This is a genomic window from Roseomonas sp. F4 (assembly GCF_053891155.1).
In genome coordinates this window covers 427282-449848 of record NZ_JBSSHK010000004.1, presented here as the reverse complement: position 1 = coordinate 449848, position 22567 = coordinate 427282, and the positions used below count along the sequence as shown (strand labels likewise).

Genomic DNA, 22567 nt, shown 5'->3' with positions numbered 1-22567 from the left:
CACGCCGATGGTAGGAACGGCTTGCGTCCGCTGTCCATGCCCCGATACTGCATCGCAATGCTCGGCTTCATCATCCAGCGACTCCTGCAATCGGTCGGCGTCATGCTGGCGATGTCGGCGCTTGTCTTCGTGGGCGTATACGCCATCGGCAACCCGATCGACGTGCTGATCGCCCCGGATGCGACGCAGGACATCCGGGCGGAGGTGATCCGCCGCTACGGGTTGGACCTGCCGCTGTGGCAACAGTACTTCGCCTTCCTCGGACGGCTGCTGACGGGTGACTTCGGCCGGTCGCTGGTCTTCGACATTCCGGTGCTGGAATTGGTGATGCAGCGGCTGCCGGCGACGCTGGAACTGGCGCTGGCTGCAGTGCTGATCGGTGCGTTCATCGGCATCCCACTCGGCATCTATGCTGGGTATCGGCCGGACGCGGTCTCCTCCCGCGCCATCATGGCGGTGTCGGTGCTGGGGTTTTCGGTGCCCACCTTTTGGGTCGGTCTGCTGCTGATCCTGACTTTTGCCGTCAATCTCGGCTGGCTGCCGGCGGGAGATCGCGGACCGACGGTGGAGGTCTTCGGCGTCGGCTGGTCCTTCCTGACGGCGGAGGGGCTGACCTTCCTGATCCTGCCGGCGCTGAACCTGTCGCTGTTCAAGCTGGCCATGATGATCCGCCTGGCGCGCGCCGGCACGCGGGAGATCATGCTGACCGACACGGTGAAGTTCGCCCGCGCCGCCGGCCTGTCCGAATTCACCATCCTGCGGCGGCACGTGCTGCGGCTGATCTCGATTCCGCTGGTGACGGTCTTCGGGCTGGAATTCGCCTCGACGCTGGCCTTCGCCGTGGTGACGGAGACGATCTTCTCCTGGCCCGGCGTGGGCAAGCTGATCATCGATTCCATCACCTCGCTCGATCGGCCTGTGATGGTGGCCTATCTCGTGCTGGTCGCCTTCTTCTTCGTGGTGATCAACCTGATCGTGGACCTGTCCTACGCGCTGCTGGACCCGCGGCTGCGTAGGGGGCGCGCGGCGTGACCAACTTCTGGCGCGAGTACCGGGAAAACTGGGTGGCGGTCGTCGCGCTGGCCGTCGTCGTGCTGGTGGTGCTGGCCGCGCTAACGGCGCCGATCTTCGCGCCGCAGGACCCGTATGACCTCGCCGGACTGGACCTAATGGATGCACGGCGGCCGCCCGGCTTCGTCGGCTCCGGCGGCTATGTGCATTGGCTCGGCACGGATGCGCAGGGGCGGGACCTGCTCTCTGCCATTCTCTATGGGCTGCGCATCTCCTTGCAGATGGGGCTGGTCGCCGGCGCGGTGGCGATGACGCTGGGTGCGGCGCTCGGCATCCTCTCCGCCCATCTTGGCGGATGGGTGGAGGCGCTGGTGATGCGGGTGGTGGACCTGCAACTCTCCTTCCCCGCGATCCTGCTGGCGCTTGTGCTGGTGGCGGTGCTGGGGCAGGGGAAGTCGCAGCTCATCATCGCGCTGGTGGCCGCGCAATACGCCTACTTCGCCCGCACCGCCTACGGCGCCGCGACGGCCGAGCGGCAGAAGGACTATGTGGAGGCCGCTTCCGCCACGCCGCTGCCAAGCTGGCGCGTGGTGCTGCGCCATATCCTGCCCAACTGCCTGCCGCCGCTGATCGTCGTCGGCACCGTGCAGGTGGCGAATGCCATCGCGCTGGAAGCCACGCTGTCCTTCCTCGGCCTCGGCCTGCCGCCGACCGAGCCTTCGCTCGGCATGCTGATCGCCAACGGCTTTCCCTACATGATGAACGGGCGAAGCTGGATATCGGTCTATCCGGGCGTCGCGCTGATCCTGCTGATCGTCGCCATCAACATCGTGGGCGACCAGATCCGCGACCAGTTCAACCCGAGGCTCCGCAAATGAGCCTGTTGGAAGTGCGCGACCTGCGCACGCATTTCTTCACCCGCGCCGGCGTGGTGCGCGCGGTGGAAGGCGTGTCCTTCACCCTGCAACGCGGCGAAATTCTTGGCCTGGTCGGTGAAAGCGGCTCCGGCAAATCCGTCACCGGCTTTTCGCTGATCGGCCTGGTCGATCCGCCCGGCCGCATCGTCTCCGGCTCCATCCGCTTCGATGGGCAGGAGTTGGTGGGGCTGACGCAGCCCGAAATGCGCAAGCTGCGCGGCAAGCGCATCGCCATGGTCTTCCAGGACCCGGCGGCGACGCTGAACCCGGTGCTGACCATCGGTCAGCAGATGGCACTCGCCGTGCGTGCGCATGGTGGGGCCAGCGAGGCCGCGGCGCGGGACCTCGCCGCGCGCACGCTGACCCGCGTCGGTATTCCGGATGCGGCGACACGGCTGGATGCCTATCCACACGAATTCTCGGGCGGCATGCGCCAGCGCGTGGCGATCGCGACCGCGCTGCTGCATGAGCCGGACCTGATCATCGCGGATGAGCCGACCACGGCACTCGATGTCTCGATCCAGGCGCAGATCCTGGCCGAGATGCAGAAGCTGGCGCGGGAGACGGGCACGGCGCTGGTCTGGATCAGCCACGACCTGGCCACCGTCTCCTCCCTCGCGGACCGGCTGCTAGTCATGTACGCCGGCCGCATCGTGGAGTCGGGACGGGTGGGGGAGGTGCTGCGCGATCCGCGCCACCATTACACGCGCGGGCTGCTGGACAGCTTGCCGGCCACGGCGCTGCCGGGCGAGAGGCTGAACCAGATTCCCGGCACCACGCCCAGCCTGCTGTCCCTGCCGCCCGGCTGCCCCTTCGCGCCGCGCTGCCCGCGGGCCGATGCGGTCTGCGCGACGGACCCGCCGGATGTGGTCATGGGCGACCGTTTGTTCCGCTGCCACCATCCGCTTGGGGTGGCGGCATGAACCAGATCCTGGTGGCGGAGGGCGTGACGAAACGCTTCGACCCGCGGCTGTCGCTGGGGGACCGCATCGCCGGCGCGCTGGGTGCGCAGGTGGAGCGTCGCGCGGTACAGGCGGTGTCCGACGTGTCGCTCTCCGTCACCGCCGGCGAGACGCTGGGCCTGGTGGGCGAAAGCGGCTGCGGCAAGTCCACACTCGGGAGAATGCTGGCCGGCATCCTGGCGCCGACGACGGGCCGCGTGCTGGTCTCGGGCGTCGCGCCCATGGTCGGGCGGCACAAAGCTACAACGCGCATCCAGACGGTGTTCCAGGACCCCTTCGCCTCGCTGAACCCACGCATGCGCATCGGTGAGACCATCGCAGAAGGCCCCGTCACCCACGGCCTGACCACCCGGGCGGAGGCGCCGCGCATGGTGGCGGAATGGTTGGCGCGCGTCGGCCTCGACCCCGCCTTCGCCACGCGCTTCCCGCACCAGTTCTCCGGCGGCCAGCGGCAGCGTGTGGCCATCGCGCGGGCGCTCGCGATGCAGCCCGAGATGCTGGTCTGTGACGAGCCGGTGGCCTCGCTGGATGTCTCGATCCAGGCGCAGATCCTGAACCTGTTTCTCGACCTGCGGCGCGACCTCGGCCTGACCTGCGTCTTCATCTCGCACGACCTGTCCGTGGTGCGGCATGTCAGCGACCGCGTCGCCATCATGTATCTCGGCCGCATCGTGGAGAGCGGCGTGGCCGCCCGCATCTATGCCGCGCCGCGCCACCCCTACACCCAGGGGCTGCTGGACAGCGTGCCGAAACTGCGGCTGGACGGCGACGCGCCGGCGCAGTTCAAGCCCATCGCGGGCGAATTGCCATCCCCGCTCTCACCGCCCTCCGGCTGCGCCTTCCATCCGCGCTGCCCGAAGGCGACCGACATCTGCCGCGCCGAACGCCCGCTGCTGACGCCGCGGGAGGATGGTGCGCTGGTGGCCTGCCATCACGCGTAACGGCGCGAAGCAGACCGAAACGCGGGCTCCGCGCCGTGCTGATTATCCTGCCGTCCAAAGACGGTAGCGAGGAAGCAGGCCATGAGTGGAGCCACCCAGCCGGCCGCCGGGGATTTCACCCCACCGGCCGAAACCAACGGCATCACCGACCTCATCAACAACTCCTCCAACACCGGGCGGGAGGTGGCGCAGACCATCGCCTCCGAAACGCTGACCCGCGCCATCGAGCGTGGGGCCGGGGAGGCGGGCCGGCTTGGCCTGCGCGGGGCGGCGGGCGGACTCGCGGGCGCGCTGGTGCAGCCCGCGGTCTGGGTGCTGTCGGGGCGGGCGCCGCAGCCGGGGGATATGGAGCTTTGGGGGCTCGGCACCGTGGTGTCCCTCGCCGGCGGCGCCATAGGTTCGGCTGCCAGCATCGTCACCGGTGTGGTGAAGGCGATGGTCGAGGATCATGAGGACGACATCATCGCCCAGGCCGTCGCGAATGAACCCGCGATGTACCGGCCCTTCATCCGTTCCGTCCGCAACTACGGCATTTCGGGGCGCGGTATCGTGGCGATGCAGGTCGCCAGTCATGGCGGCGTCACCTGGCGGGTCGGGCCGGCGACCTGGGTGTTCATCACCGATGCCACGGGCAAGCTGGTCTGCGACTACCGCCCCGCCTATGCGATGGAGATCTACGCGCCGACACTGCCGTTGCGCATCACGGGCCGTCAGTATGGCGAGATCACCTATCGCTGGTCGGCGCGCAACGGGAACATCCACGGGTAGCGGCGTCTAGCTCTACTCCCCCGGGCGGCGCATCCAGCGCAGTATGGTCTGCTGCGCCACCATCGCCGCCAGGAAGCAAAGGCCGAGCGCCACCACCAGCGCTGCCGCGGGGTCCGCCCGGCGGAAGCCCGCCACCGGCACGATCTGGTACAGAAGCCCGAGCACCAGCAGCAGCGCCGCGATCACGCCAAACCCCAGCACCACCAGGTGGCGGGGACCATGGCGCCGCACCCGCCATACGGCGAGTCCGAACAGGATCAGGCTGAGCGGGGGGCCAATATCCACCAGCAGCAGCAGGCTTTCCGGCAGCGGCACCGTCTGCATCAGCCAGAATCGCCAGCTCATCAGGACAAGGCCCGCCAGGCTTGCCCCGGCCCAGCCCCACCAGACCCGCCCCGGCGCGCGCGCAAGCCCCACGGCCAGAAGGCCGAGCAGGAAGTGGAACAGGATCGGCGTGGCGAGGTGCAGTGCCATCATCGGCGAGGCGGTCACGAAGCCCGGGAATTGCAGCCAATCGAGCCCCCAGCGCAGCAGCGACCAGCCCCATGCGAGCACGCCATAGGCAAGGCCGAGCGCCGGCCAGCTTTCGATGTCCCGGCGCAGGATCCACCACAGCGCCGCAAGCTTGCAGCCCTCCACCACGGCGAGGCTGAGCAGGTCCCACGCCAGCATCACCGCGAAAAGGCCGTCCCGCGACACGAACCGCAACAGGTCGTCGAGGAGCACGCCAAGTGGCATGGAGATGGCGAAGGCGAGCAGGGAGGCCGCCAGCGCGGCTCGCCAGGTCCGAACCGCGCGCAGCGTCGCCAGAGACATTAGAAATTCACCCGGTCCCCGCCCTTCAGGCTCAGTATTTCCCGCGCCTCATCCGGCGTGGCCACGCTCAGCCCCAGCCCCTCGATGATCTGCCGCGCGGCGCGGACCTGTTCGGCATTGCTGCGCGCCAGCCGGCCTGGCCCGGCCCAGAGACTGTCCTCCATGCCGACGCGCACATTGCCGCCCATGGCGGCGGCCATGGCCGCGATGGGAAGCTGGTTGCGGCCGGCGCCGAGCACGCTCCAGCGATACTGGTCGCCGAACAGCCGGTCCGCCGTGCGCTTCATGTGCATCACATCCTCCGGATGCGCGCCGATGCCGCCCTGCAGGCCAAAAACCGTCTGGATGAACAGCGGCGCCTTCACCAGGCCTTGGTCGAGAAAGTATTTCAGGTTGTAGAGGTGGGAGGTATCGTAGCATTCGAATTCGAAGCGCGTGCCGTTCTCGGAACAGGTCTTCAGAATATATTCGATATCCCCGAAGGTGTTGCGGAACAGGATGTCCTTGTTGGCCAGGTAGGGCTGTTCCCAATCATGCTGAAAGTCCTTGAACCTGTTCAGCATGCCGAACAGCCCGAAATTCATCGAGCCCATGTTCAACGAAGCCACTTCCGGCGCGAAGCTCGCCGCCGGCTTCACCCGTTGCTCGATGGTCATGGTGGGCGCGCCACCGGTGGTGATGTTCACCACGCAGTCGCTGCGCTGCTTGATGACCCGCAGGAAGGGCGCGAAGGCCTCTGGCGACTGGTCGGGGCGGCCATCCACCGGGTCGCGGGCATGCAGATGGACGATGGCCGCGCCCGCCTCCGCCGCGCCGATCGCTGCATCGGCGATCTGCTCCGCCGTGATCGGCAGATGCGGGGACATGCTGGGGGTGTGGATCGCGCCCGTCACCGCGCAGGTGATGATGACTTTGCGGCTCATGCCTTCTCGGCCTCCTTCTTGTGCGCGGCCAAGGCGGCCAGCCGCGCGTCGCGTCTCGCGCTGCGTGCGGCGATCTCCGCGCGGTCAGGCGTTGCGCCCCATTGCTCCATGATGCTGGCGATTCCTGCTGCGCCAAAGACCTCGGGCGAGGGGGGTGCCGCGGCGATGCGGCCGTAGAAGGGGCCATATCGGGAACAATAATCGGGGATGCCGCCGGGCGCGTTCAGCTCGATGGTCGCGAAGGGGCCGAGGAAGGACCAGCGCAGGCCCAGCCCCTCCGCCACCGTCGTGTCCAGGTCCTGCGGCGAGACATAGCCTTCCTGCACCAGGCGAAAGGCCTCCGCCAGCAGGGCGCCTTGCAGGCGGTTGAGGATGAAGCCCTCGATCTCCCGCTTCACCGTGATCGGCGCCTGGCCGATGCTGGCGAAGATGGTCCGCGCACGGTCGATGGTCGCGGGCGCCGTCCAGGGCGCGCCGGACAGTTCCACCACCGGCACCAGATGCGGCGGGTTCACCGGATGGGCGACGAGGCATCGCGCGCGGCCCGCCAGCCCCTCGGTGAAGACGGAGGCGGGGATGGCGCTGGTGGAAGACGCCAGGATGCAATCCGGCGCGGCCAGGAAATCCAGCTCGGCGAAGATCGCCCGCTTGGTCGCGGCATCCTCCGGCCCGTTTTCCTGCACGAAGGTGGCGCCGGACAGGGCTTCGGTCAGGCTGCTGGCCAGGCTGATGCGGGCAGCGGCGGCTTCCGGCGCGGGACAAAGCCCGTGCCGTTCGAGTTCCGCCAGACCCTGGGCGCAGAGGCGCGGGGCGGCTTCCAGGGCCGCGGCGCTGGGGTCATACAGGCTGGCATGCCATCCCGCCCGGGCGAAGATCATCGCCCAGGACCGGCCGATCAGCCCCGCCCCGACGATCGCAACCTTGCGCGCTTCCGCCATGTCGTTTCCCCCGTTCGGGGCACGATAGGCCTCATCCCGCGCGGCGCAATCCCGTTCTCAGCGCTGCCCATCCAGGGCCTTCCACAGGCCGATGATCAGCTGGCGCGCATTCGCCTCATCGGTTGGAAGGCGTAACATGCGCCCATCTCGGGCGATGAGGTGGATCTCGGCGCCCTCCTCCGAGGTAAGGAGGGATGCGGCGACGAAATCGGCGGTCTGGACGGGCCGGTGGCCCGTGGCATGCGACGTCATGGGTAACATGGGGGGTGGCCCTCTTGCCTCGGCGCCGCAATTCTTGCGGCCTTGGAATCCAGCACGGGGGCACTGGATGCAGAGACAGGATGAACCCCGCCAAGTTGCGCATTAATGAATGCGCGGTCGTTTCCTGACGTCAGGCCCGCAGCAAGCCGCGCAGCCGGCCGAGCATGGCGAGCGCCGGCTCGCCCAACTCCTCCTCCGGCCCCGCCACATCCGCCACCGTGGTCAGCGCCCGCTCGCGGCTCTCCGCGTCGGGCAGCAGGGTGGCCAGGGTGTCGAAGGCCTCCCCCGGCGCCATCTCCACCACCACCGTCTGTTCCCGGATCAGCGCCTGGCGGGCGGAGGAGGTCATCTGCGCGAAGGGCTCCTCCGTCGTCAGCAGGGTGTTGGACCGTGCGAGGCGGCTGCGGCGGACGCCGCCGCGGGCCTTGGCCATCAGGATCATCATCCGCACCACGGCTTCCGCGTAGCCACCTTCCGCCACCCGGTCGAGCGCCGCGCGGACATCCGGGGTCTCGGCCGCCAGCTCCGCCACCGCATCCACCGTCGGCACCTCCGCCGCGACATTCAGAGCGGACATCGTGCCGTAGATGGCGTGGAAGGCGGTTTCCTGGAGGGAGTCGCGCCAGTCACGCCAGGCATCGATGCTGCGTTCGACGGAATCGGCCCAGGCGCGTTCCATGGCCACGAAGGGATTGTCGGCCGCCGCCGGGGCGCGGTTGGTCTTCACCATCTCCGCCAGCGGACCCAGGCCGCGCATCAGCGGATTGGCGTCGCTGACCATGTAGCGGCGGGCGCGCATCGGGTTCATCTGCCGCCGCAGCTCCGCCGACTGTTCCGTGGTGAACTGGCGGATCACCGGGCTGGCGAACAGGTCATAGACCATCTGGTTCAGCGCGGAGATGCGGGCCACCGCCGGGAAGGCCTCGTTCTCCGCCTCGCCGGAGATGGCGCGGATATCGCCGATGGTCTTTTCCACCAGCTCCACCTGATAGCCGGTGTTGAGCCCGCTGCCGGCGGTGCCGGTGATGCGCAGTTCGTACAGGCCGGGCGCCACGCTCTCGATCAGGTCGAGCGTATTGGCGATTTCGGTGTGTTCCTTATTGGCCACCTTGCCGGAGACGAAGATACCGAGATGGCCGATCTCGTCATGCACCAGATAGATGATGGTCTGGCCGAGCGTCTTGATTTCCTGCTCGTCGCGATAGACGTCGGCGATCCAGCGCAGCGCCTGGCCGGGCGGGGTAATGTTGTCACCGGCCGAGGCGAAGACGACGATCGGCGACTTCACGGAGCGCATGTTGAAGGATGCGCCCTTGCCGGCGGAAATCTCGCCGCGGGCGAATTTGTCACCGATGAACAGGTTCTCGACGATCCAGCGGATCTCGTCCCGTGTCATCAGGAAGTAGCCGCCCCACCAGCGCTCGAATTCCAGGAAGCGCTCGGCCTCGCTGTCCACCTTCTCGTACAGATTGTAGTATTTGCGGAACTTGGTGTTGCCCGGCGACAGGCTTTCGAAGTTGGAAACCAGGTTGGCGCCGTCGAAGGTGCCATTGCCGAGATCGGCCAGCAGCGCCGCCGGCCAGGACCCGCCGGCGAGGCCGCCGGTGTAGCGCATCGGGTTGCGGCCGCGCTCCCCGGCCCAGTAGGAGAGGGGCGCGCCATTCAGCACCAGCGGGCCGGTCAGCTCCGGCTCCGAGGCGCCGAGCATCATCACCGCCCAGCCGCCCTGGCAATTGCCGATGACCACGGGGCGCTGGGCCTCCGGGTGCAGTTCGTGGATGCGGCGCAGGAAGATCGCCTCGGCCTCGGTGATGTCCAGGATGGTCTGGCCCGGCTCCGGGTCGCGGAAGAAGATGACGAAATAGACCGGATGACCGCGGCGCAGCGCGACGCCCACCTGGCTGTCCGACTTGAAGCCGCCGATGCCGGCGCCATGGCCGGCGCGGGGATCGATGATGACGAAGGGGCGCATCGCCGGGTCTGTGGGCTTGGCGCCCTCCGGCGGCTTGATGCGGACCAGGGCGTAGTTGCAGCGGCGGGGCAGGGTGCGGCCATCCACCACCATGTCCCAGTCGAAGACCAGCACGGGCGGGCAGCCGGCCTTCTCATGCTCGGCAAAGGTGTTCCCGGCCTGGCGCATCGTGTCCCAGAACAGGACCGAGCGCTGGGAGGCATCGACCGCATAGGCCATGGCGTCGGCCATGAGCTTGAAGGGGGACCGGCTGAGGAAGGCCGCGCCGGTCGGGGCTGCGCCATCCATGACCCGCGGGGCGACGACCGGGGCCATGGCGGCCATCTGGCGCCGGGCGACCTCGCCCATGGCCTGGGCCTGTTCCATGAAGCGGGTCATGGCCTCGGCGGACCGGGCCATCATCTCGCGCCCGGGGGGAGGGGCTTGGGCGTTCATGCGAAGCATTCCTTGGTGGCCCTGCCGGGGAAGGCATGACGGCGGTGCAGCATAGCGAGGAATGATCAACGGATCACGCGGGGAAAGTTTCATCTAAGCTGGGCGGGAGGCTTGGAATTGGGCAATCGTCCGCCACCAGATTCCGCAGGAGCGAGCGAAAAATTATGGCAATCTCAAAGACTCAGCCAGGCCAAACCAACAGAAACGGTCAGCTGCTGATCGAGAAAACTAAACAGCCTGGAAATGATCACAATCAATACGTCTGGCACCTTAGGTGTAAGCACTGCGGCTTGGATTTTGGTGCAAATGGATCAGATTTTCACCTGCGGAAATGCCCTGGATGCCAGGGTGGTGCGCCCGGATTAGGCTTGTAACTTGGCGACGATCTACTTCAACCGCGCCCCCGCCGGCACTGACATCCCCCGCGCGACCGCCGGCCGTTCCCCCATCCGATCGAACCAGGCGGCCAGATGTGGGGTCGCCTCCAGCGTCCGGTCGGCCCAGCCGTGCTTGGCGACCCAGGGATAGGCTGCGATATCGGCGATGGAGCAGGTAGAGCCGGCCAGATAGGGCACCTCCGCCAGGCGCCCATCCAGCAGGCGATAGACCCGGTCGACCAGCGCGGTGGTATGCGCCCGCGCCGCCTCCGGCTTTTCGGGGGCCAGTTCCGTCCAGTGATGCGCTTGGCCCGTAAAAGGGCCGAGCGAGGTCAGGGCGACCATCAGCCAGGACAGGGTGGTGGCCCGGTCCTCGCCCATCAGTACGCCGTGGCGCTCCGCCAGATGCAGCAGGATCGCGCCGCTTTCGAAGATTGGCCGCCCATCCTCCACCAGGATGGGGATCTTGCCATAGGGGTTCAGCGCCAGGATTTCGGGCGCGAACTGTTCACGGGCGCGGATGTTCACGCCGGTGACCGCGTAATCCAGCCCGCATTCCTCCAGCATGATGGAGACGCGCTGGGAATTGGGCGTCGCCCATCCAAAGAAATGCCGCATCGCGCCGTCCCCCCCCATGCCGGGGACCATTCACACCAGGATCAGGTCCGCCGTCGAGAGGGTGGTGACGCCGGCCAGGGTTGCGACCCAGCTGGCATCGGCCTGATCCCCCGCGCCATCGGCATCGAACCACAGCCGGCCGGTGCCGGTCTCGAACAGGAACTGCGCCGTCGCGGCATTGGCCACCGGGCTGGCGCCGACAACCAGCGAGGGCGCCGCCGCATTGCCCAGCCCGAAGGCCTCGCGCTCGATGGCGATGCGGTCCTCGCCGCGGACGAAATCGAGGATGAGGTCGCCGGAGCCGGTGGCGCCGAGGCCGAAGCGGAAGATGTCGCGCCCCGTGCCGCCGGACAGGATGTCGGAGTCCTCGCCGCCGACCAGCACGTCGTTGCCCTCGCGACCCTCCAGGTAGTCGGTGCCCTTGCCGCCCCAGAAGGTATTGGCGGTCGAGGAGCCGCGGATGTCGTCGCCGCGATCGCTGCCGACGACGTTCTCGACCAGGCGCAGCGTCAGGCCCTGGGCCAGGCCGCCATTGTATTGCTGCGCCACCATATCCAGCCAGACCGGCGCGTTCGAGACGATGTTGAAGCGCAGGGTATCGATGCCCGAGCTGCCGTCGAAGAAGTCGGTGCCATTCGCGTCGAAGTCGGTGCGCACGAATACATCGTCACCAGCCTCGCCATAGAGGCTGTCATTGCCGTCGCCATCGGTCAGCTCGTCATTGCCTGCGCCAGCGCGCAGCCGGTCATTGCCGGCATTGCCCTCCAGCACATCGGCCAGGGCCCCGCCGGTGATGCTGTCATGGCCGCGGCCGCCGTCGAAGAACAGGCGCTCCATGCCGGTGAAGCGGGTGGTGGCATCGACCTGGGTCATCCCTGTGGAGAAGACGAAGGTGAAGTTCACGAACTCCTCGGTCAGGTCGAGGAAGAGGCGGTCCTCCTCCGCGCCGCCATCGGCGAAGTCGCCGCGATTCATGTGCAGCTCGTCCGCCCCAGCGCCGCCCAGCAGCGTATCGGCATCTCCATCCTTGATACCACCCGTGGCCCAGAGGATGTCGGCGCCATCGCCGCCCTCCAGCCGATCGGCGCCGTACCAGCCCGTCAGCTCGTCATTGCCGCCGAGGCCCAGCAGCGTGTCGGCGCCCGACATGCCGTTGAACCAGTCGTCCAGCGCGCCGCCCACCAGGCTGTCATTGCCGGAGCCGGAGCGGATATGCACACGCTCGACATTGGCCAGCGAGATATCGCCATTCGCCACCACAGCCTTGGCGGAGAGAATGAAGGTCAGGTCGCGGGTGCTGGCGGAGCGGTTGATCCAGGCATGGTCGATGCCGTCCCCGCCATCGACGGTATAGAGGCCGCCGGCACTGCCGCCGCCATTGTTGAGATAGACCACGTCGTTCCCCGTGCCGAGCTGGATGCGGCTGTGGCCCGACGCGCCATCCACGCTCACTTCGTCGTCGCCCGCGCCGGCATCGATGACATTGGCGCCGCCGCCATCGATGATGCGGTCCATCCCGCTGCCGGAGCGGATGGTGTCGTTGCCATAGCCCGCGGTCATCACGTCATCGCCGACATTGCCGGTCAGCACATTGTTGCCGCCGGCGGCGTTGAACACCACGCGCATCGCCGTACCGGCCGTGAGCACATCATTGCCATAGGCGGTGTTGATCTCGACGATCTCGATACCGGTCAGTGTGGTGCCGTCCGACAGGGTGGCGGTCGCGGCGCCGGTGAAGCGGTAGGCGATCGCATCGGAATAGGAGAAGCGGTCGATCCGCGCCGTGTCGATGCCGGCGCCGCCATGGATCGTGTCGATGCCGCCGGCACCAACGATGAGGATGTCGTCGCCATCGCCGCCTTCCAGCAGATCGCGGCCCTCGCCGCCCATCAGCAGGTCCTGGCCGGCGCCGCCGCGCAACGTATCGGCGCCGCCAAAGCCGTTCAGCACATCGTCGCCCGCCTCGCCGGCGAAGAGATTGTCCTGCTCGGTGCCGTCGATGCTGTAGGATTCGATGCCGAGAATGCGGGTGCCATCGGCCAGAAGGTTCAGCACATTGGCCGCCTTGGCGACGAAGTTGCCGGACAGGCCGTGCAGCACAAGCCGGTCGACGCCCGTGCCGCCATCGATGGAATCGGCGCCGTCGCTGTTCCAGCGCTCGATCACGTCGTTGCCGCTGCCGCCAAGCATCGTATCGGCGCCGGTACCGCCGACCAGGCTGTCGTCTCCGACCTCGCCGAGCAACTGGTCATTGCCCTCGCCGCCGCGCAGCGTGTCGTGGCCGGTGCCGCCGTCCAACAGGTCGTTGCCGGCGTCGCCGGTCAGCCCATCCTCGCCAGCCTGGCCATAGAGGCGGTCATCGCCGCTGCCGCCGTAGAGTTGGTCGCGCCCGTTGCCGCCGCCCAACAGGTCGTTGCCGGCATCCCCCAGCAGCGCGTCGTCGCCATTGCCGCCCTCCAGGCGGTCGTGGCCATCCTCGCCGAAGAGCGTGTCGTCGCCCAGGCCACCCAGCGCCGTGTCGTTGCCACCGCCGCCGACGAAGCGGTCGTCCCAGGTGCCGCCGGTGAACCGGTCCGCGAAGCCGGAGCCGGTGATCGCATAGCTCTCGATGTCGACGACCTTGGCGCCCAGCAGCGAAATCATCTGGGCCGAATCGACCACGGTGACGGTGACGCCGGCGGTGGCGCCGGCGAAGGTCAGGTTCAGCGCATCGAAGCCCGCTCCGCCGGCGACGGTGTCGCCCTGCATTTCGGCCAGGTTGTCGTAGAAGATGTGGTCATCGCCGCCATAGCCGATGATCAGGTCGGCGCCGGTCTCGCCGAACAGGTAGTCCGTGCCATCGGTGCCCTCGATGACATGGGGAGACGCGGCGAAGGACGCCATTTTGGGCGCGGTCATGGAAACCTCGTGGGGTGGATCGGCAGCGGGCCGTCATCCAGTCCCTTGGAAGCGCCCCTGCGATGGGCGCGCTTCCTAGAACCGCGAGGTTTCGATGGTGTTTCGTAACAGCGGGGATTATTTCGTTTCTGTTGCGCGGGCCTCTGTTGCGTGGGGGTGGGGGGGCGCCTCAGGCGGCGCGCTTCTCCCGCGCATTCCGCAGCAGGGCGATGCCGCGATAGATGCCGTGCACCATCTTCGAATAGGGCAGCGCCACGAACAGGGCCAGCACCAGGCCCAGATGCAGCACCAGCATAATGCCCATCGCCCCGGTATGCCGCACCACCAGCAGCAGCAGCCCGGTCGCGCCGATCAGGAACAACAGGCCGAGCATGGCGTATTCGCCGCCCATCAGCTTGCGCGCCACCGGCACCGGATCGGTGATGGTCTTCACCACGATCAGCCCCGCGGTGCCGATGCACAGCAGCACGCCGCCCCAGGTGCCAAGCTGCACGGGCAGGGAGAAGAAGGCATGCGGCGAGTGCCAGCCGAAGATGTGGTGGTAGATCGCCCCCGTCGTCGTCGCCGTGAAGCAGAGCATGAAGCCATAGAACATGGACTGGTGCAGCCAGCGCCGGTGCTGGGCGAAGCTGTCGTCCAGGTCGTTGCAGCCATGCCCGCCGCCGCCGAGGTTGCGCAGCGTCAGCACATCCACCGCCGCTTCCGCCGCCGGCGCCGGCTGGAAATTGCCGCCCATGCCACCCGTGGCGCGCCAGTAGCGGATGGCACCCATGGTCATGGCGATGATCGCGAAGAGGAAGCTGCCGCCGGCCAGGATATTGATCAGCCAGAGCGGGATGATGCGAAAGAAGGCGCCCGTTCCCGTCTGCGCGCTGAACAGCACCGTCGGGTCCTTGATGGCGACGCTGAGCAGCAGCGCGACCATCACGAATAAAGTGGCGAGGCCGGCCACCAGCGTGCCGTTGCGTTCAAACAGCCGGCCCGCGCCTGCTGGCCAGGCGTACTCCGCATAACTCTCCTGGCGGATGGTCGCGAAGGTCGCCGGGATATTGATGCCGAAGGCATGCGGCGGGGCGTATTGGCAGGCGTGGTAGCAGCCCTTGCAGCCGTGGCAGAGATTGGCGAGGTGGGTCAGGTCCGCCTTCTCGAACTCCCGGCGCTGCGCCATGGCCGGGAAGACGGCGCAATAGCCCTCGCAATAGCGGCAGGCATTGCAGACCGCCATCTGGCGCCGGGCGTCCTGATAGGCGTCCGATTCGATCTCGGTCGCTTCCTGCAGCAGCAGGTCGAGCTTGCTCATTTCAGTTGCGGACATGGCGCGCCGCTCCTTCACCGGCCAGCCGCCCGAAGACGGTGCCGAGGGTCATCCCGAAGCCGGCGAGATATCCTTGGCCGAGGATATTGCCGGACATGATTTCGCCGCTGGCGAACATATTGGCGGAGGGCTTGCCATCCGCCATCAGCACCCGCGCCTGGTCGTTCACCTTGACGCTGAGGAAGGTGAAGGTGATCCCCGGCCGCAGCGGGTAGGCGTAGTAGGGTGGCGTGTCGATGCGGCGCGCCCAATGGCTTTTGGGCGGGCTCAGCCCCTCCGTACTGCAATCGTCGGGCACCATCGGCTTGAAGGTGCCGGGCCGGACGGCGGCATTGAAGTCCGCGACGACCTTTTCCAGCTTGTCCGCATCGAAGCCCGCCATGGCGGCAATCTCGCGGATGCTGTTCGCCTTGTAGGGCGGGTAGACGCTGGGCAGAAAGTTCATCACCGCCTTGCTGTCGGTGACGGCCAGCGCGATCTGGCCGGGCTGCTGCGCGATCAGCCGGCCCCAGATGGCATAGCGCTTCGGCCAGACATCCTCGCCCTCGTCGTAGAAGCGCTCGACATTGCGGTTCACCACCAGGCTGAACGGCACGCAGTCCAGCCGCATGGCGAGGCCGCCATCCTCCATCGGGGCGCGGGCGTCATTCGCCACGGCGTGGAACTGGGTGGGATCGCCAACCTGCTGCACGCCCTGGGCCAGCAGATCCTTCAGGATGGTGCCCTGGGCATAGGGGGTGCCGCGGATCTGGAAATTGTCGGCGGCGTCGCCCCAATACTCCCGCAGCCAGTTGCGATTAGCCTGGAAGCCGCCGCTGGCTGCGACCAGCGCCTTGAAGCGGATGCGCTGCGGAAAGCCGCAATGGGAGATCACCGCCTCCGTCGCATGGCCTTCCTCGACCTGGATGTGCTGCACCTCGGTATCGGTCAGCAGCACGATGCCGAGCTTCGTCGCCTCCCGGTACAGCGCATTCACCAGGGCCTTGCCGCCGCCGAGGAAGAAGGCGTTGGTGCGGGAGAGGGACAGGGTGCCGGAGAGTGAGGGCTGGAACACCACGCCGCAGCTCGCCAGGAAGTCCGGCGCATGCTGGCTGGCGCGGATGCACATCCGAGCCAGGTCCTCATTGGTCTTGCCCGCGGTGACCCGGTTGAGGTCGTCCCAATACTCCTCCTCCAGATAGCTGTCGGTCAGCACCGTGGTGGGGCCGGGATGCAGGGCGCGCAGGTTGCGGGTGTGGCGCGAATTGCCGCCGCGCAGCGGGGGCGGGGAGGCCTCGCAGAGAATCACCGAGGCGCCGGCCCGGCGCGCGGTGATGGCGGCGCAGAGCGCGGCATTGCCGCCGCCCACCACCAATACGTCATAGATCCGGGCGAAATCCGGCATACGCCACGTTTCCCTTGTCTTCGTGCTGTCTTGTATCCACTCGTATCCAGTGATGTCCAGATGGATGTTCCATCCACTGGCCAGCCTGCGCTAAACTGTTGCTCATGGACATGCCGCCCCCGACCCGCGACCTCGGCCAGGAAGCCTATGGCCGCATCCGCGCCGCCATTCGCGAAGGCGCGCTGGCGCCAGGCATCCGGCTGACCGAGACCGATCTCGCGGCGCGCTTCGGCGTCTCCCGCACGCCCGTCCGCCAGGCGATCGCCCGGCTGGAGGCGGAGGGGCTGCTGACCCATGAAGCGCGGCGCGGCCTGACCGTGACCCAGCCCGACCACCAGCAGGTGGTGGAACTGTATGTGATGCGGGAAGTGCTGGAGGGTGCGGCCGCCCGCCTCGCCGCCCAGCACGCCAGCCCGACCGAGATCGGCGCCATGGCCGAGCTCATCGCCGGCGAGCCTGCCTTGTTCGGCGATGCCCGCGCCTTGGCCGAGACCAACCAGCGCCTGCACGGGCTGCTCTATCTGGCGGCGCATAACCGCTACCTGCTGCGCAGCCTGGAACAGATCTCCGCCACCATGGCGCTGCTGCCCAGCCTGCTGACGGTGGCCGGCCGCGCGGAGCAGGCGCATGCGGAACATCTGGCGATCCTGGCCGCGCTGCGGGCGCGGGATGGCGACGCAGCGGAAGCCGCCAGCCGCGCCCATGCCCAGGCGGCGCAGCGGCATCGTCTGGCCTGGCTGGTGCGGACGGTGGGCGTGCCTTTCGCGGCGCCCGGGGCGGATTAGGACTTAGATCGCGAAGTTCAGCGGCTCCGTCTTCGGCCGCTTCAGCCCGGCCGCCTGGGCGCGGCGCAACAGGTCTTCCAGTGTCAGCCCGGCCAGGCGGGTGCGCAGCAGCTCCGTCATTTCCTGCCAGAGCGGCACCACCACCGCGGCCTGAAGCCGGCCGGTCAGGTCGCCCGCTTCCGCTTCCGCATCGGTCACCGCTGCCACGATCTCCTCCAGCTTGATGTCGCGCGGGCGGCGGCCCAGGCGGTAGCCGCCATGCGGGCCGCGCAGGCTGTCGAGCAGCCCCGCGCGGGACAAGGCCTGGAAGACCGGCTCGATCCCCCGCCGCGCCGCGCCCATGCGCGCCGCGACCTCCGCCCCGCCGGTCACCTCCTCGCCGCGGCCGGCATGGAAGGCGACATCCAGCATGACGGCGATGGCGGTCATGGCGCGGTCCCGGCGAATCAGCATCTGGAGCGACTTCCTCTGATTTTCCCGCAATTTACGAAATCTGGATGTGGTTTTCCAGCCCCCCGCTTGTTGCCAGGCGATGCCGACCTCGCCCATATCCCGACCAGAGTACGAAAAAGGGTTACTGGCCATGGCCGACGGCACCCCGCACCACCGCCCCACACTGGCGCGCGGTCGCGTCTTCGGCAGCGTGCTGGAGGTGGTGGGCGCCACGCCCCTGGTGCGTCTGCCGCGGCTGGAAGCGAGCGAAGGCCTGGCCGCGCATCTCGCCTTGAAGCTGGAATTCCTCAACCCGCTGGGCTCGGTGAAGGACCGCATCGGCCTGGCGATGGTGGAGGCAGCGGAGCGGGAAGGGCTGATCGCCCCCGGCCGGTCGACGCTGGTGGAACCGACCAGCGGCAATACCGGCATCGCCCTCGCCTTCGTCGCCGCCGCCAAGGGTTACCGGCTGCTGGTGGTGATGCCCGATGGCGCCAGCATCGAGCGGCGCAAGATGATGAAGCTGCTGGGCGCGGAGCTGGAACTGACCCCGGCGCGGCGCGGCATGGCCGGGGCGATCGCCCGGGCAGAACAGATCCTGGCCGCCACCCCCGACGCCTGGATGCCGAAGCAGTTCGACAACCCCGCCAACCCGGCGATCCACGCCGCCACCACGGCGGAGGAGATCTGGGCCGATACGGGTGGCGAGGTGGATGTGGTGGTGGGCGGTGTCGGCACCGGCGGCACCCTGACCGGCATCGCCCGCACCCTGAAGCCGCGCCACCCCGATCTGCGCATCATCGCCGTAGAACCCGCCGAGAGCGCCGTGCTGTCGGGGGAGGATGCCGGGCCGCATGACATCCAGGGCATCGGCGCCGGCTTTCGCCCGGTGGTGCTGGATTTCGAAAGCCTGGACGCGATTCATCGGGTTTCCGAGCGCGAGGCGATGGCCGCCGCCCGCCGCTGCGCGCGGGAGGAGGGGCTGGCCATCGGCATCTCCTCCGGCGCCGTGCTGCATGCGGCCCTGGCGGTGGCGCGGGACCCCGCGATGGCCGGCAAGCTGGTGGTGGGCATCGCGGCGTCTTCGGCCGAGCGCTACCTTTCGACGCGGCTGTTCGAGGGAATCTGAGTCGGTCGCGTTCGACCAGTCTGACAGAATATCTATTGTATCCTAGAATACCGTATCTAGACTGCCGCCGGGCAGGTTAACGAATCCGGCGAAGTACTCTCGACCAAGGCCCGCAAAAAAGCCGAGGAGGCCCCTTATGTCCCACGCCCCGCCGCAACCGACCCGCCGGACCCTGCTGGCCTCCGCCACCCTGCTCGCCGCCGCGCCGGCTTCAGCCCAGCCCGCCTGGAAGCCCTCCCGCGATGTGCGGATCATCTGTGGCTTCGCGCCGGGCGGCGCCGGCGACCTGATCTGTCGGTTGATGGCCGATTCGCTGCGCGCCCAGTGGGGCCAGTCCGTCATCGTCGAAACCCGGTCGGGTGCCGGCGGCATGATCTCGGCCGAGGTCTGCGCGCGGGCCGCGCCGGATGGACACACGGCGGTGCTCGCCACCATGGGTATGCTGACCGTCTCGCCCAACCTGCCCGGCATGACCCTGCCGATTTCGGTGGAGCGCGACCTGACTCCGATCGCCAGCGTCGCCGGCATCTACAAGATCCTCATCGCCTATCCCGAGGCGCCCTTCCGCACCGTGCCGGAGTTGATCGCGCAGGCGAAGGCCCGTCCGGGCGCGATCACCTATGGCTCCTCCGGCGTCGGTGCCAGCCCGCATCTGGCGGCGGAGCTGTTTGCCCGCATGGCCGGCGTGGAGTTCACCCACGTGCCCTATCGCGGCGGCGCGCCGGCGATGACCGATCTGATGGCCGGGCGGATCGCCTTCATGATCGGCAATATGCCGGACTTCCTGCCGCAGATCCGCGCTGGCGCGCTGCGGGGCGTGGCCTTTGGCGGCAGCAGCGCGGCGCCGGCCCTGCCAGACCTGCCGCTGATCAAGCAATGGCTGCCGGAATACGACGTCAGCAACTGGTTCGGCATCTGCGGCCCCGGTGGCATGCCGCCGCAGATCCTGTCGGCCTGGAACGCCGCGCTGCAACAGGCGCTGGCCGATCCGCAGGTTCGCGCCCGCATGACCGAGAACGGCATCGAGATCCTGGGCGGCCCCGTCAGCGAGTTCCAGGAGCGGATCGCCAAGGACAGCCGCCGCTGGGGCGAGGTGATCCGGGCGGCCGATATCCGTGCCGGCTGACCCCGCCGCCGCACCCTCCGCCGAGGAGGTGCGCGCGCGGCTGGCCGAATTCCGCGCCCGGCGCGGCTATCTGATGCCGCATCAGGGCGCCATGGCGGCCGCCCTGCCGGATCTGCAGGACGCCTATGGCATCATGTACCGGGCGCTGACCCTGACGGATCGCCATCTTGATCCCTTCGAGAAGGAATTCGTCTGGCTCGCCATCCTGACCGCGGCCGATGAGCATGTCGGCACGCATCATGTGGACCTGTTCTTCCGCACCGGCGGCACAGGGCGCCAGGCGGAGGCGGCCTTCCGCCTGGTCGCCTGGGCGCGCGGCGCGGAGACCTTCGCCTTCCTCGACAGGCACTGGCAGGGCTATTTCCCGGAGGTCCCGGCGGCGCGCGGCTATCTGGATGGGGTCGCCGCCCTGATCGCGGGGCTCGACGTGCCGCCGGTCCTGGCGCGGCTGGCGCTGCTCGGCATCCACACCGCGCGGGGCGAGGAATGGGCGCTCGCCGCGGATCTGGAAGCCGCCTATGGCGAGGCGGTGCCCGAGCCGAAGATGGCGGAGGCGATGAGCCTGGCGCTCTGGCCCTGCGGCGTAAACCAGTTCCTGAAGGCCAGCGAGGTCTGGCTGACCCTGCTGCGCAGCGGCCGGGTCAACCCTGCCGCACCCTTCCGGGAATGGGCGGAGACGCCCGGCCAGGACGGCTTCGTCCTGCCCCCACGCGGCGGCTAAACCCTCTCCACCCAAAGGGGGGAGAGGGCGGGTGAGGAAGGCGTGCATTACGCCCGATGGCTTTCGTCACCCCGCCTCCGCGAATTGCAGCGCCGCGAGCCGGGCATAAAGCCCGCCCTGGCGCACCAGCTCGTCATGCGTGCCCTGAGCGACGATCCGCCCCTCCTCCAGCACCACGATCCGGTCGGCCTTGCGCACCGTCGCCAGGCGATGCGCCACGACCAGCGTCGTCCGGCCCTTGGACAGCTCCTCCAACGCCTGCTGCACTGATTGCTCGGATTCCGCATCCAGCGCGCTGGTCGCCTCGTCCAGCAGCAGGATCGGCGCGTCACGCAGGATGGCGCGGGCAATGGCGATGCGCTGGCGCTGGCCGCCGGACAGAGTCACGCCACGGGCGCCCAGATGGGTGGCATAGCCCTGCGGCAGGCGCAGGATGAAATCCTCCGCCGCGGCGGCCCGGGCCGCGGCGCGCACCTCCGCCTCCGTCGCATCCAGCCGGCCGTAGCGGATGTTCTCGGCGACGCTGGTCGAGAAGATCGCCGGATCCTGCGGCACCAGGCCGAGCCGCCCACGCAGCGCGGCGGGGTCCAGCGTGGCGGCATCCACCCCATCCACCAGCACCCGGCCCGATTGCGGGTCGTAGAAGCGCAGCAACAGCTGGAAAACCGTGGTCTTGCCGGCGCCGGAGGGGCCGACCAGGGCCACCGTCTCCCCGGGCGCCACGGTCAGCGAGAAGCCATCCAGCGCCGCCCGGTCGGGTCGGCTCGGATAGGTGAAGCGCACGTCCTCGAAGGCCACGCGGCCCTGCGGCGGATCGGGCAGGCTGGCCGGGCTTTCGGGTGCGCGGATGTCCGATTCGGCGGAGAGCAGTTCCAGCAACCGGTCGGCCGCCGCCGCCGCGCGCTGGATCTCGCCCCAGAGCTCGCTCATCGTGGCGCCGGAGGAAGCCAGCAGCACGGCGTAGAAGACGAAGGCGGAAAGCTCGCCGCCCGTCATCCGCCCCGCCACCACATCATGCCCGCCGACCCAGAGGCTGAAGGTGATGGCGCCGAAGCCGCAGAGGATCACCACCAGGATCAGCGCGGTGCGGGAGGCGACGCGCCGCAGCGCCGCGGTGACCGAGGCCTCCGCCTCCGCCCCGAAGCGGCGGCGGTCCTCTGGCTCATGAGTGAAGGCCTGGACGATGCGCAGGCCGTTCAGCGCTTCCTCCGCCGTCGCGGCAAGGTCCGCCACCCGTTCCTGCGCCGTTTTCGAAAGCCGGCGTTCGCGGCGGCCGAAGACCACCAGCGGCACGATCACCAGCGGCAGCACCGCCAGGACGATGCCGGCCAGCTTGGCGCTGGTGGCCAGCAGCATGGCCAGCGCGCCGAGGCCGGTGAGCGTGTTGCGCAGCCCCATGGAGATGGCGGAGCCGATGAGTGATTGCAGCAGCCCGACATCGGCGGTCATGCGCGACAGGATGTCGCCGGTGCGCGCCGTTTCGAAATAGCGGGGCGAGAGCGACAGCACGTGGTCGAAGACCCGCCGCCGCAGATCCGCCGCCACCCGCTCGCCGAGCCAGGAGACCAGGTAGTAGCGGGCGGAGGTGGCGATCGCGAGCAGCGCCACGACGCTGCCCATGAAGATCGCCGCATGGTCCAGCGCCGCGGCGCCGCCGCTGAAGCCCTCGTCAATAAGACGCCGCAGCCCCTGGCCCAGGGTGAGCGTCAGGCCGGCGGCAGCCAGCAGGGCGAATCCCGCCAGCAGCGCGCGCGCCAGGTAGGGTCGCAGATGCGGCAGCATCAGCCGCAGGGAGACGAGGGGTGGTCGGGGCGCGGGGGAGGTCACCCCCGTTGAAT

At 68.5% G+C, this 22567-nt stretch carries 20 protein-coding genes; 9 read left to right on the top strand and 11 right to left on the bottom strand.

Annotated elements, in window-relative coordinates; all coding sequences use genetic code 11:
* Nucleotides 1-36: 36 nt before the first annotated feature.
* The 5 genes from ACVFYP_RS18560 to ACVFYP_RS18540 all read left to right on the top strand — a co-directional run bounded on the left by ACVFYP_RS18560 (nucleotide 37) and on the right by ACVFYP_RS18540 (nucleotide 4599).
* Nucleotides 37-1032 carry an ABC transporter permease gene (locus ACVFYP_RS18560; protein ID WP_499201689.1) on the top strand — a complete coding sequence of 332 codons (996 nt, stop codon included), beginning with the start codon at nucleotides 37-39 and terminating at the stop codon, nucleotides 1030-1032.
* The gene (locus ACVFYP_RS18555; RefSeq protein ID WP_499201688.1) at nucleotides 1029-1889 is read left to right on the top strand and encodes an ABC transporter permease; all 861 of its coding nucleotides are present in this window, start codon (nucleotides 1029-1031) and stop codon (nucleotides 1887-1889) included. The genes ACVFYP_RS18560 and ACVFYP_RS18555 overlap by 4 nt, the downstream gene beginning before the upstream one ends.
* Complete coding sequence (locus ACVFYP_RS18550; RefSeq protein ID WP_499201687.1) at nucleotides 1886-2851, top strand: ABC transporter ATP-binding protein; 966 nt, start codon at nucleotides 1886-1888, stop codon at nucleotides 2849-2851. The genes ACVFYP_RS18555 and ACVFYP_RS18550 overlap by 4 nt, the downstream gene beginning before the upstream one ends.
* Nucleotides 2848-3831 (top strand): ABC transporter ATP-binding protein, encoded by a 984-nt coding sequence (locus ACVFYP_RS18545; RefSeq protein WP_499201686.1) that lies wholly within the window; start codon nucleotides 2848-2850, stop codon nucleotides 3829-3831. The genes ACVFYP_RS18550 and ACVFYP_RS18545 overlap by 4 nt, the downstream gene beginning before the upstream one ends.
* 81 nt (nucleotides 3832-3912) lie before the next feature.
* On the top strand, nucleotides 3913-4599 hold the full coding sequence (locus ACVFYP_RS18540; RefSeq protein WP_499201685.1) for a hypothetical protein: 687 nt from the start codon (nucleotides 3913-3915) through the stop codon (nucleotides 4597-4599).
* Between the two features lie 12 nt (nucleotides 4600-4611).
* On the opposite strand, the gene ACVFYP_RS18535 is transcribed toward ACVFYP_RS18540, so the two are convergent.
* From ACVFYP_RS18535 to tcuA, 9 genes are all read right to left on the bottom strand, one after another.
* A complete protein-coding gene (locus ACVFYP_RS18535) occupies nucleotides 4612-5415 on the bottom strand; it encodes a hypothetical protein (protein ID WP_499201684.1) in 804 nt (267 codons plus the stop codon).
* On the bottom strand, nucleotides 5415-6338 hold the full coding sequence (gene kce / locus ACVFYP_RS18530; protein WP_499201683.1) for a 3,5-dioxohexanoate:acetyl-CoA acetone transferase: 924 nt from the start codon (nucleotides 6336-6338) through the stop codon (nucleotides 5415-5417). The genes ACVFYP_RS18535 and kce overlap by 1 nt, the downstream gene beginning before the upstream one ends.
* Entirely contained in the window at nucleotides 6335-7276 is a 942-nt protein-coding gene (locus ACVFYP_RS18525) for a 3-hydroxyacyl-CoA dehydrogenase (protein WP_499201682.1), read from the bottom strand. Before ACVFYP_RS18525 ends, kce begins: the two co-directional genes overlap by 4 nt.
* 57 nt (nucleotides 7277-7333) lie before the next feature.
* Nucleotides 7334-7537, bottom strand: coding sequence for a hypothetical protein (locus ACVFYP_RS18520; RefSeq protein ID WP_499201681.1), 204 nt, complete (start codon nucleotides 7535-7537; stop codon nucleotides 7334-7336).
* Between the two features lie 130 nt (nucleotides 7538-7667).
* Nucleotides 7668-9944, bottom strand: a complete 2277-nt coding sequence (locus ACVFYP_RS18515; protein ID WP_499201680.1) for a DUF3141 domain-containing protein — start codon at nucleotides 9942-9944, stop codon at nucleotides 7668-7670.
* Between the two features lie 386 nt (nucleotides 9945-10330).
* Complete coding sequence (locus ACVFYP_RS18510; protein WP_499201679.1) at nucleotides 10331-10939, bottom strand: glutathione S-transferase family protein; 609 nt, start codon at nucleotides 10937-10939, stop codon at nucleotides 10331-10333.
* A 30-nt stretch (nucleotides 10940-10969) separates the two neighbouring features.
* Nucleotides 10970-13837 carry a hypothetical protein gene (locus ACVFYP_RS18505; protein WP_499201678.1) on the bottom strand — a complete coding sequence of 956 codons (2868 nt, stop codon included), beginning with the start codon at nucleotides 13835-13837 and terminating at the stop codon, nucleotides 10970-10972.
* Nucleotides 13838-14006: 169 nt separating this feature from the next.
* Nucleotides 14007-15152, bottom strand: coding sequence for a tricarballylate utilization 4Fe-4S protein TcuB (gene tcuB / locus ACVFYP_RS18500; RefSeq protein ID WP_499201677.1), 1146 nt, complete (start codon nucleotides 15150-15152; stop codon nucleotides 14007-14009).
* Nucleotides 15139-16536, bottom strand: coding sequence for an FAD-dependent tricarballylate dehydrogenase TcuA (tcuA, locus tag ACVFYP_RS18495; protein WP_499201676.1), 1398 nt, complete (start codon nucleotides 16534-16536; stop codon nucleotides 15139-15141). Before tcuA ends, tcuB begins: the two co-directional genes overlap by 14 nt.
* Nucleotides 16537-16646: 110 nt before the next feature.
* Between tcuA and ACVFYP_RS18490 the strand changes: the two genes are divergently transcribed.
* Nucleotides 16647-17321 (top strand): GntR family transcriptional regulator, encoded by a 675-nt coding sequence (locus tag ACVFYP_RS18490; RefSeq protein WP_499201675.1) that lies wholly within the window; start codon nucleotides 16647-16649, stop codon nucleotides 17319-17321.
* Nucleotides 17322-17324: 3 nt separating this feature from the next.
* Here ACVFYP_RS18490 and ACVFYP_RS18485 read toward each other — a convergent pair whose 3' ends face one another.
* A complete protein-coding gene (locus tag ACVFYP_RS18485; RefSeq protein ID WP_499201674.1) occupies nucleotides 17325-17774 on the bottom strand; it encodes an RrF2 family transcriptional regulator in 450 nt (149 codons plus the stop codon).
* Between the two features lie 130 nt (nucleotides 17775-17904).
* On the opposite strand from ACVFYP_RS18485, the gene cysK reads away from it, so the two are divergent.
* From cysK to ACVFYP_RS18470, 3 genes are all read left to right on the top strand, one after another.
* Nucleotides 17905-18882, top strand: a complete 978-nt coding sequence (gene cysK / locus ACVFYP_RS18480) for a cysteine synthase A (protein ID WP_499201673.1) — start codon at nucleotides 17905-17907, stop codon at nucleotides 18880-18882.
* A 136-nt stretch (nucleotides 18883-19018) separates the two neighbouring features.
* A complete protein-coding gene (locus tag ACVFYP_RS18475; protein ID WP_499201672.1) occupies nucleotides 19019-20008 on the top strand; it encodes a Bug family tripartite tricarboxylate transporter substrate binding protein in 990 nt (329 codons plus the stop codon).
* Entirely contained in the window at nucleotides 19998-20729 is a 732-nt protein-coding gene (locus ACVFYP_RS18470; protein WP_499201671.1) for a hypothetical protein, read from the top strand. Before ACVFYP_RS18475 ends, ACVFYP_RS18470 begins: the two co-directional genes overlap by 11 nt.
* 66 nt (nucleotides 20730-20795) lie before the next feature.
* Here the strand turns inward: ACVFYP_RS18470 and ACVFYP_RS18465 are convergent, their stop codons facing one another.
* On the bottom strand, nucleotides 20796-22556 hold the full coding sequence (locus ACVFYP_RS18465) for an ABC transporter transmembrane domain-containing protein (RefSeq protein ID WP_499201670.1): 1761 nt from the start codon (nucleotides 22554-22556) through the stop codon (nucleotides 20796-20798).
* Nucleotides 22557-22567: the final 11 nt, after the last annotated feature.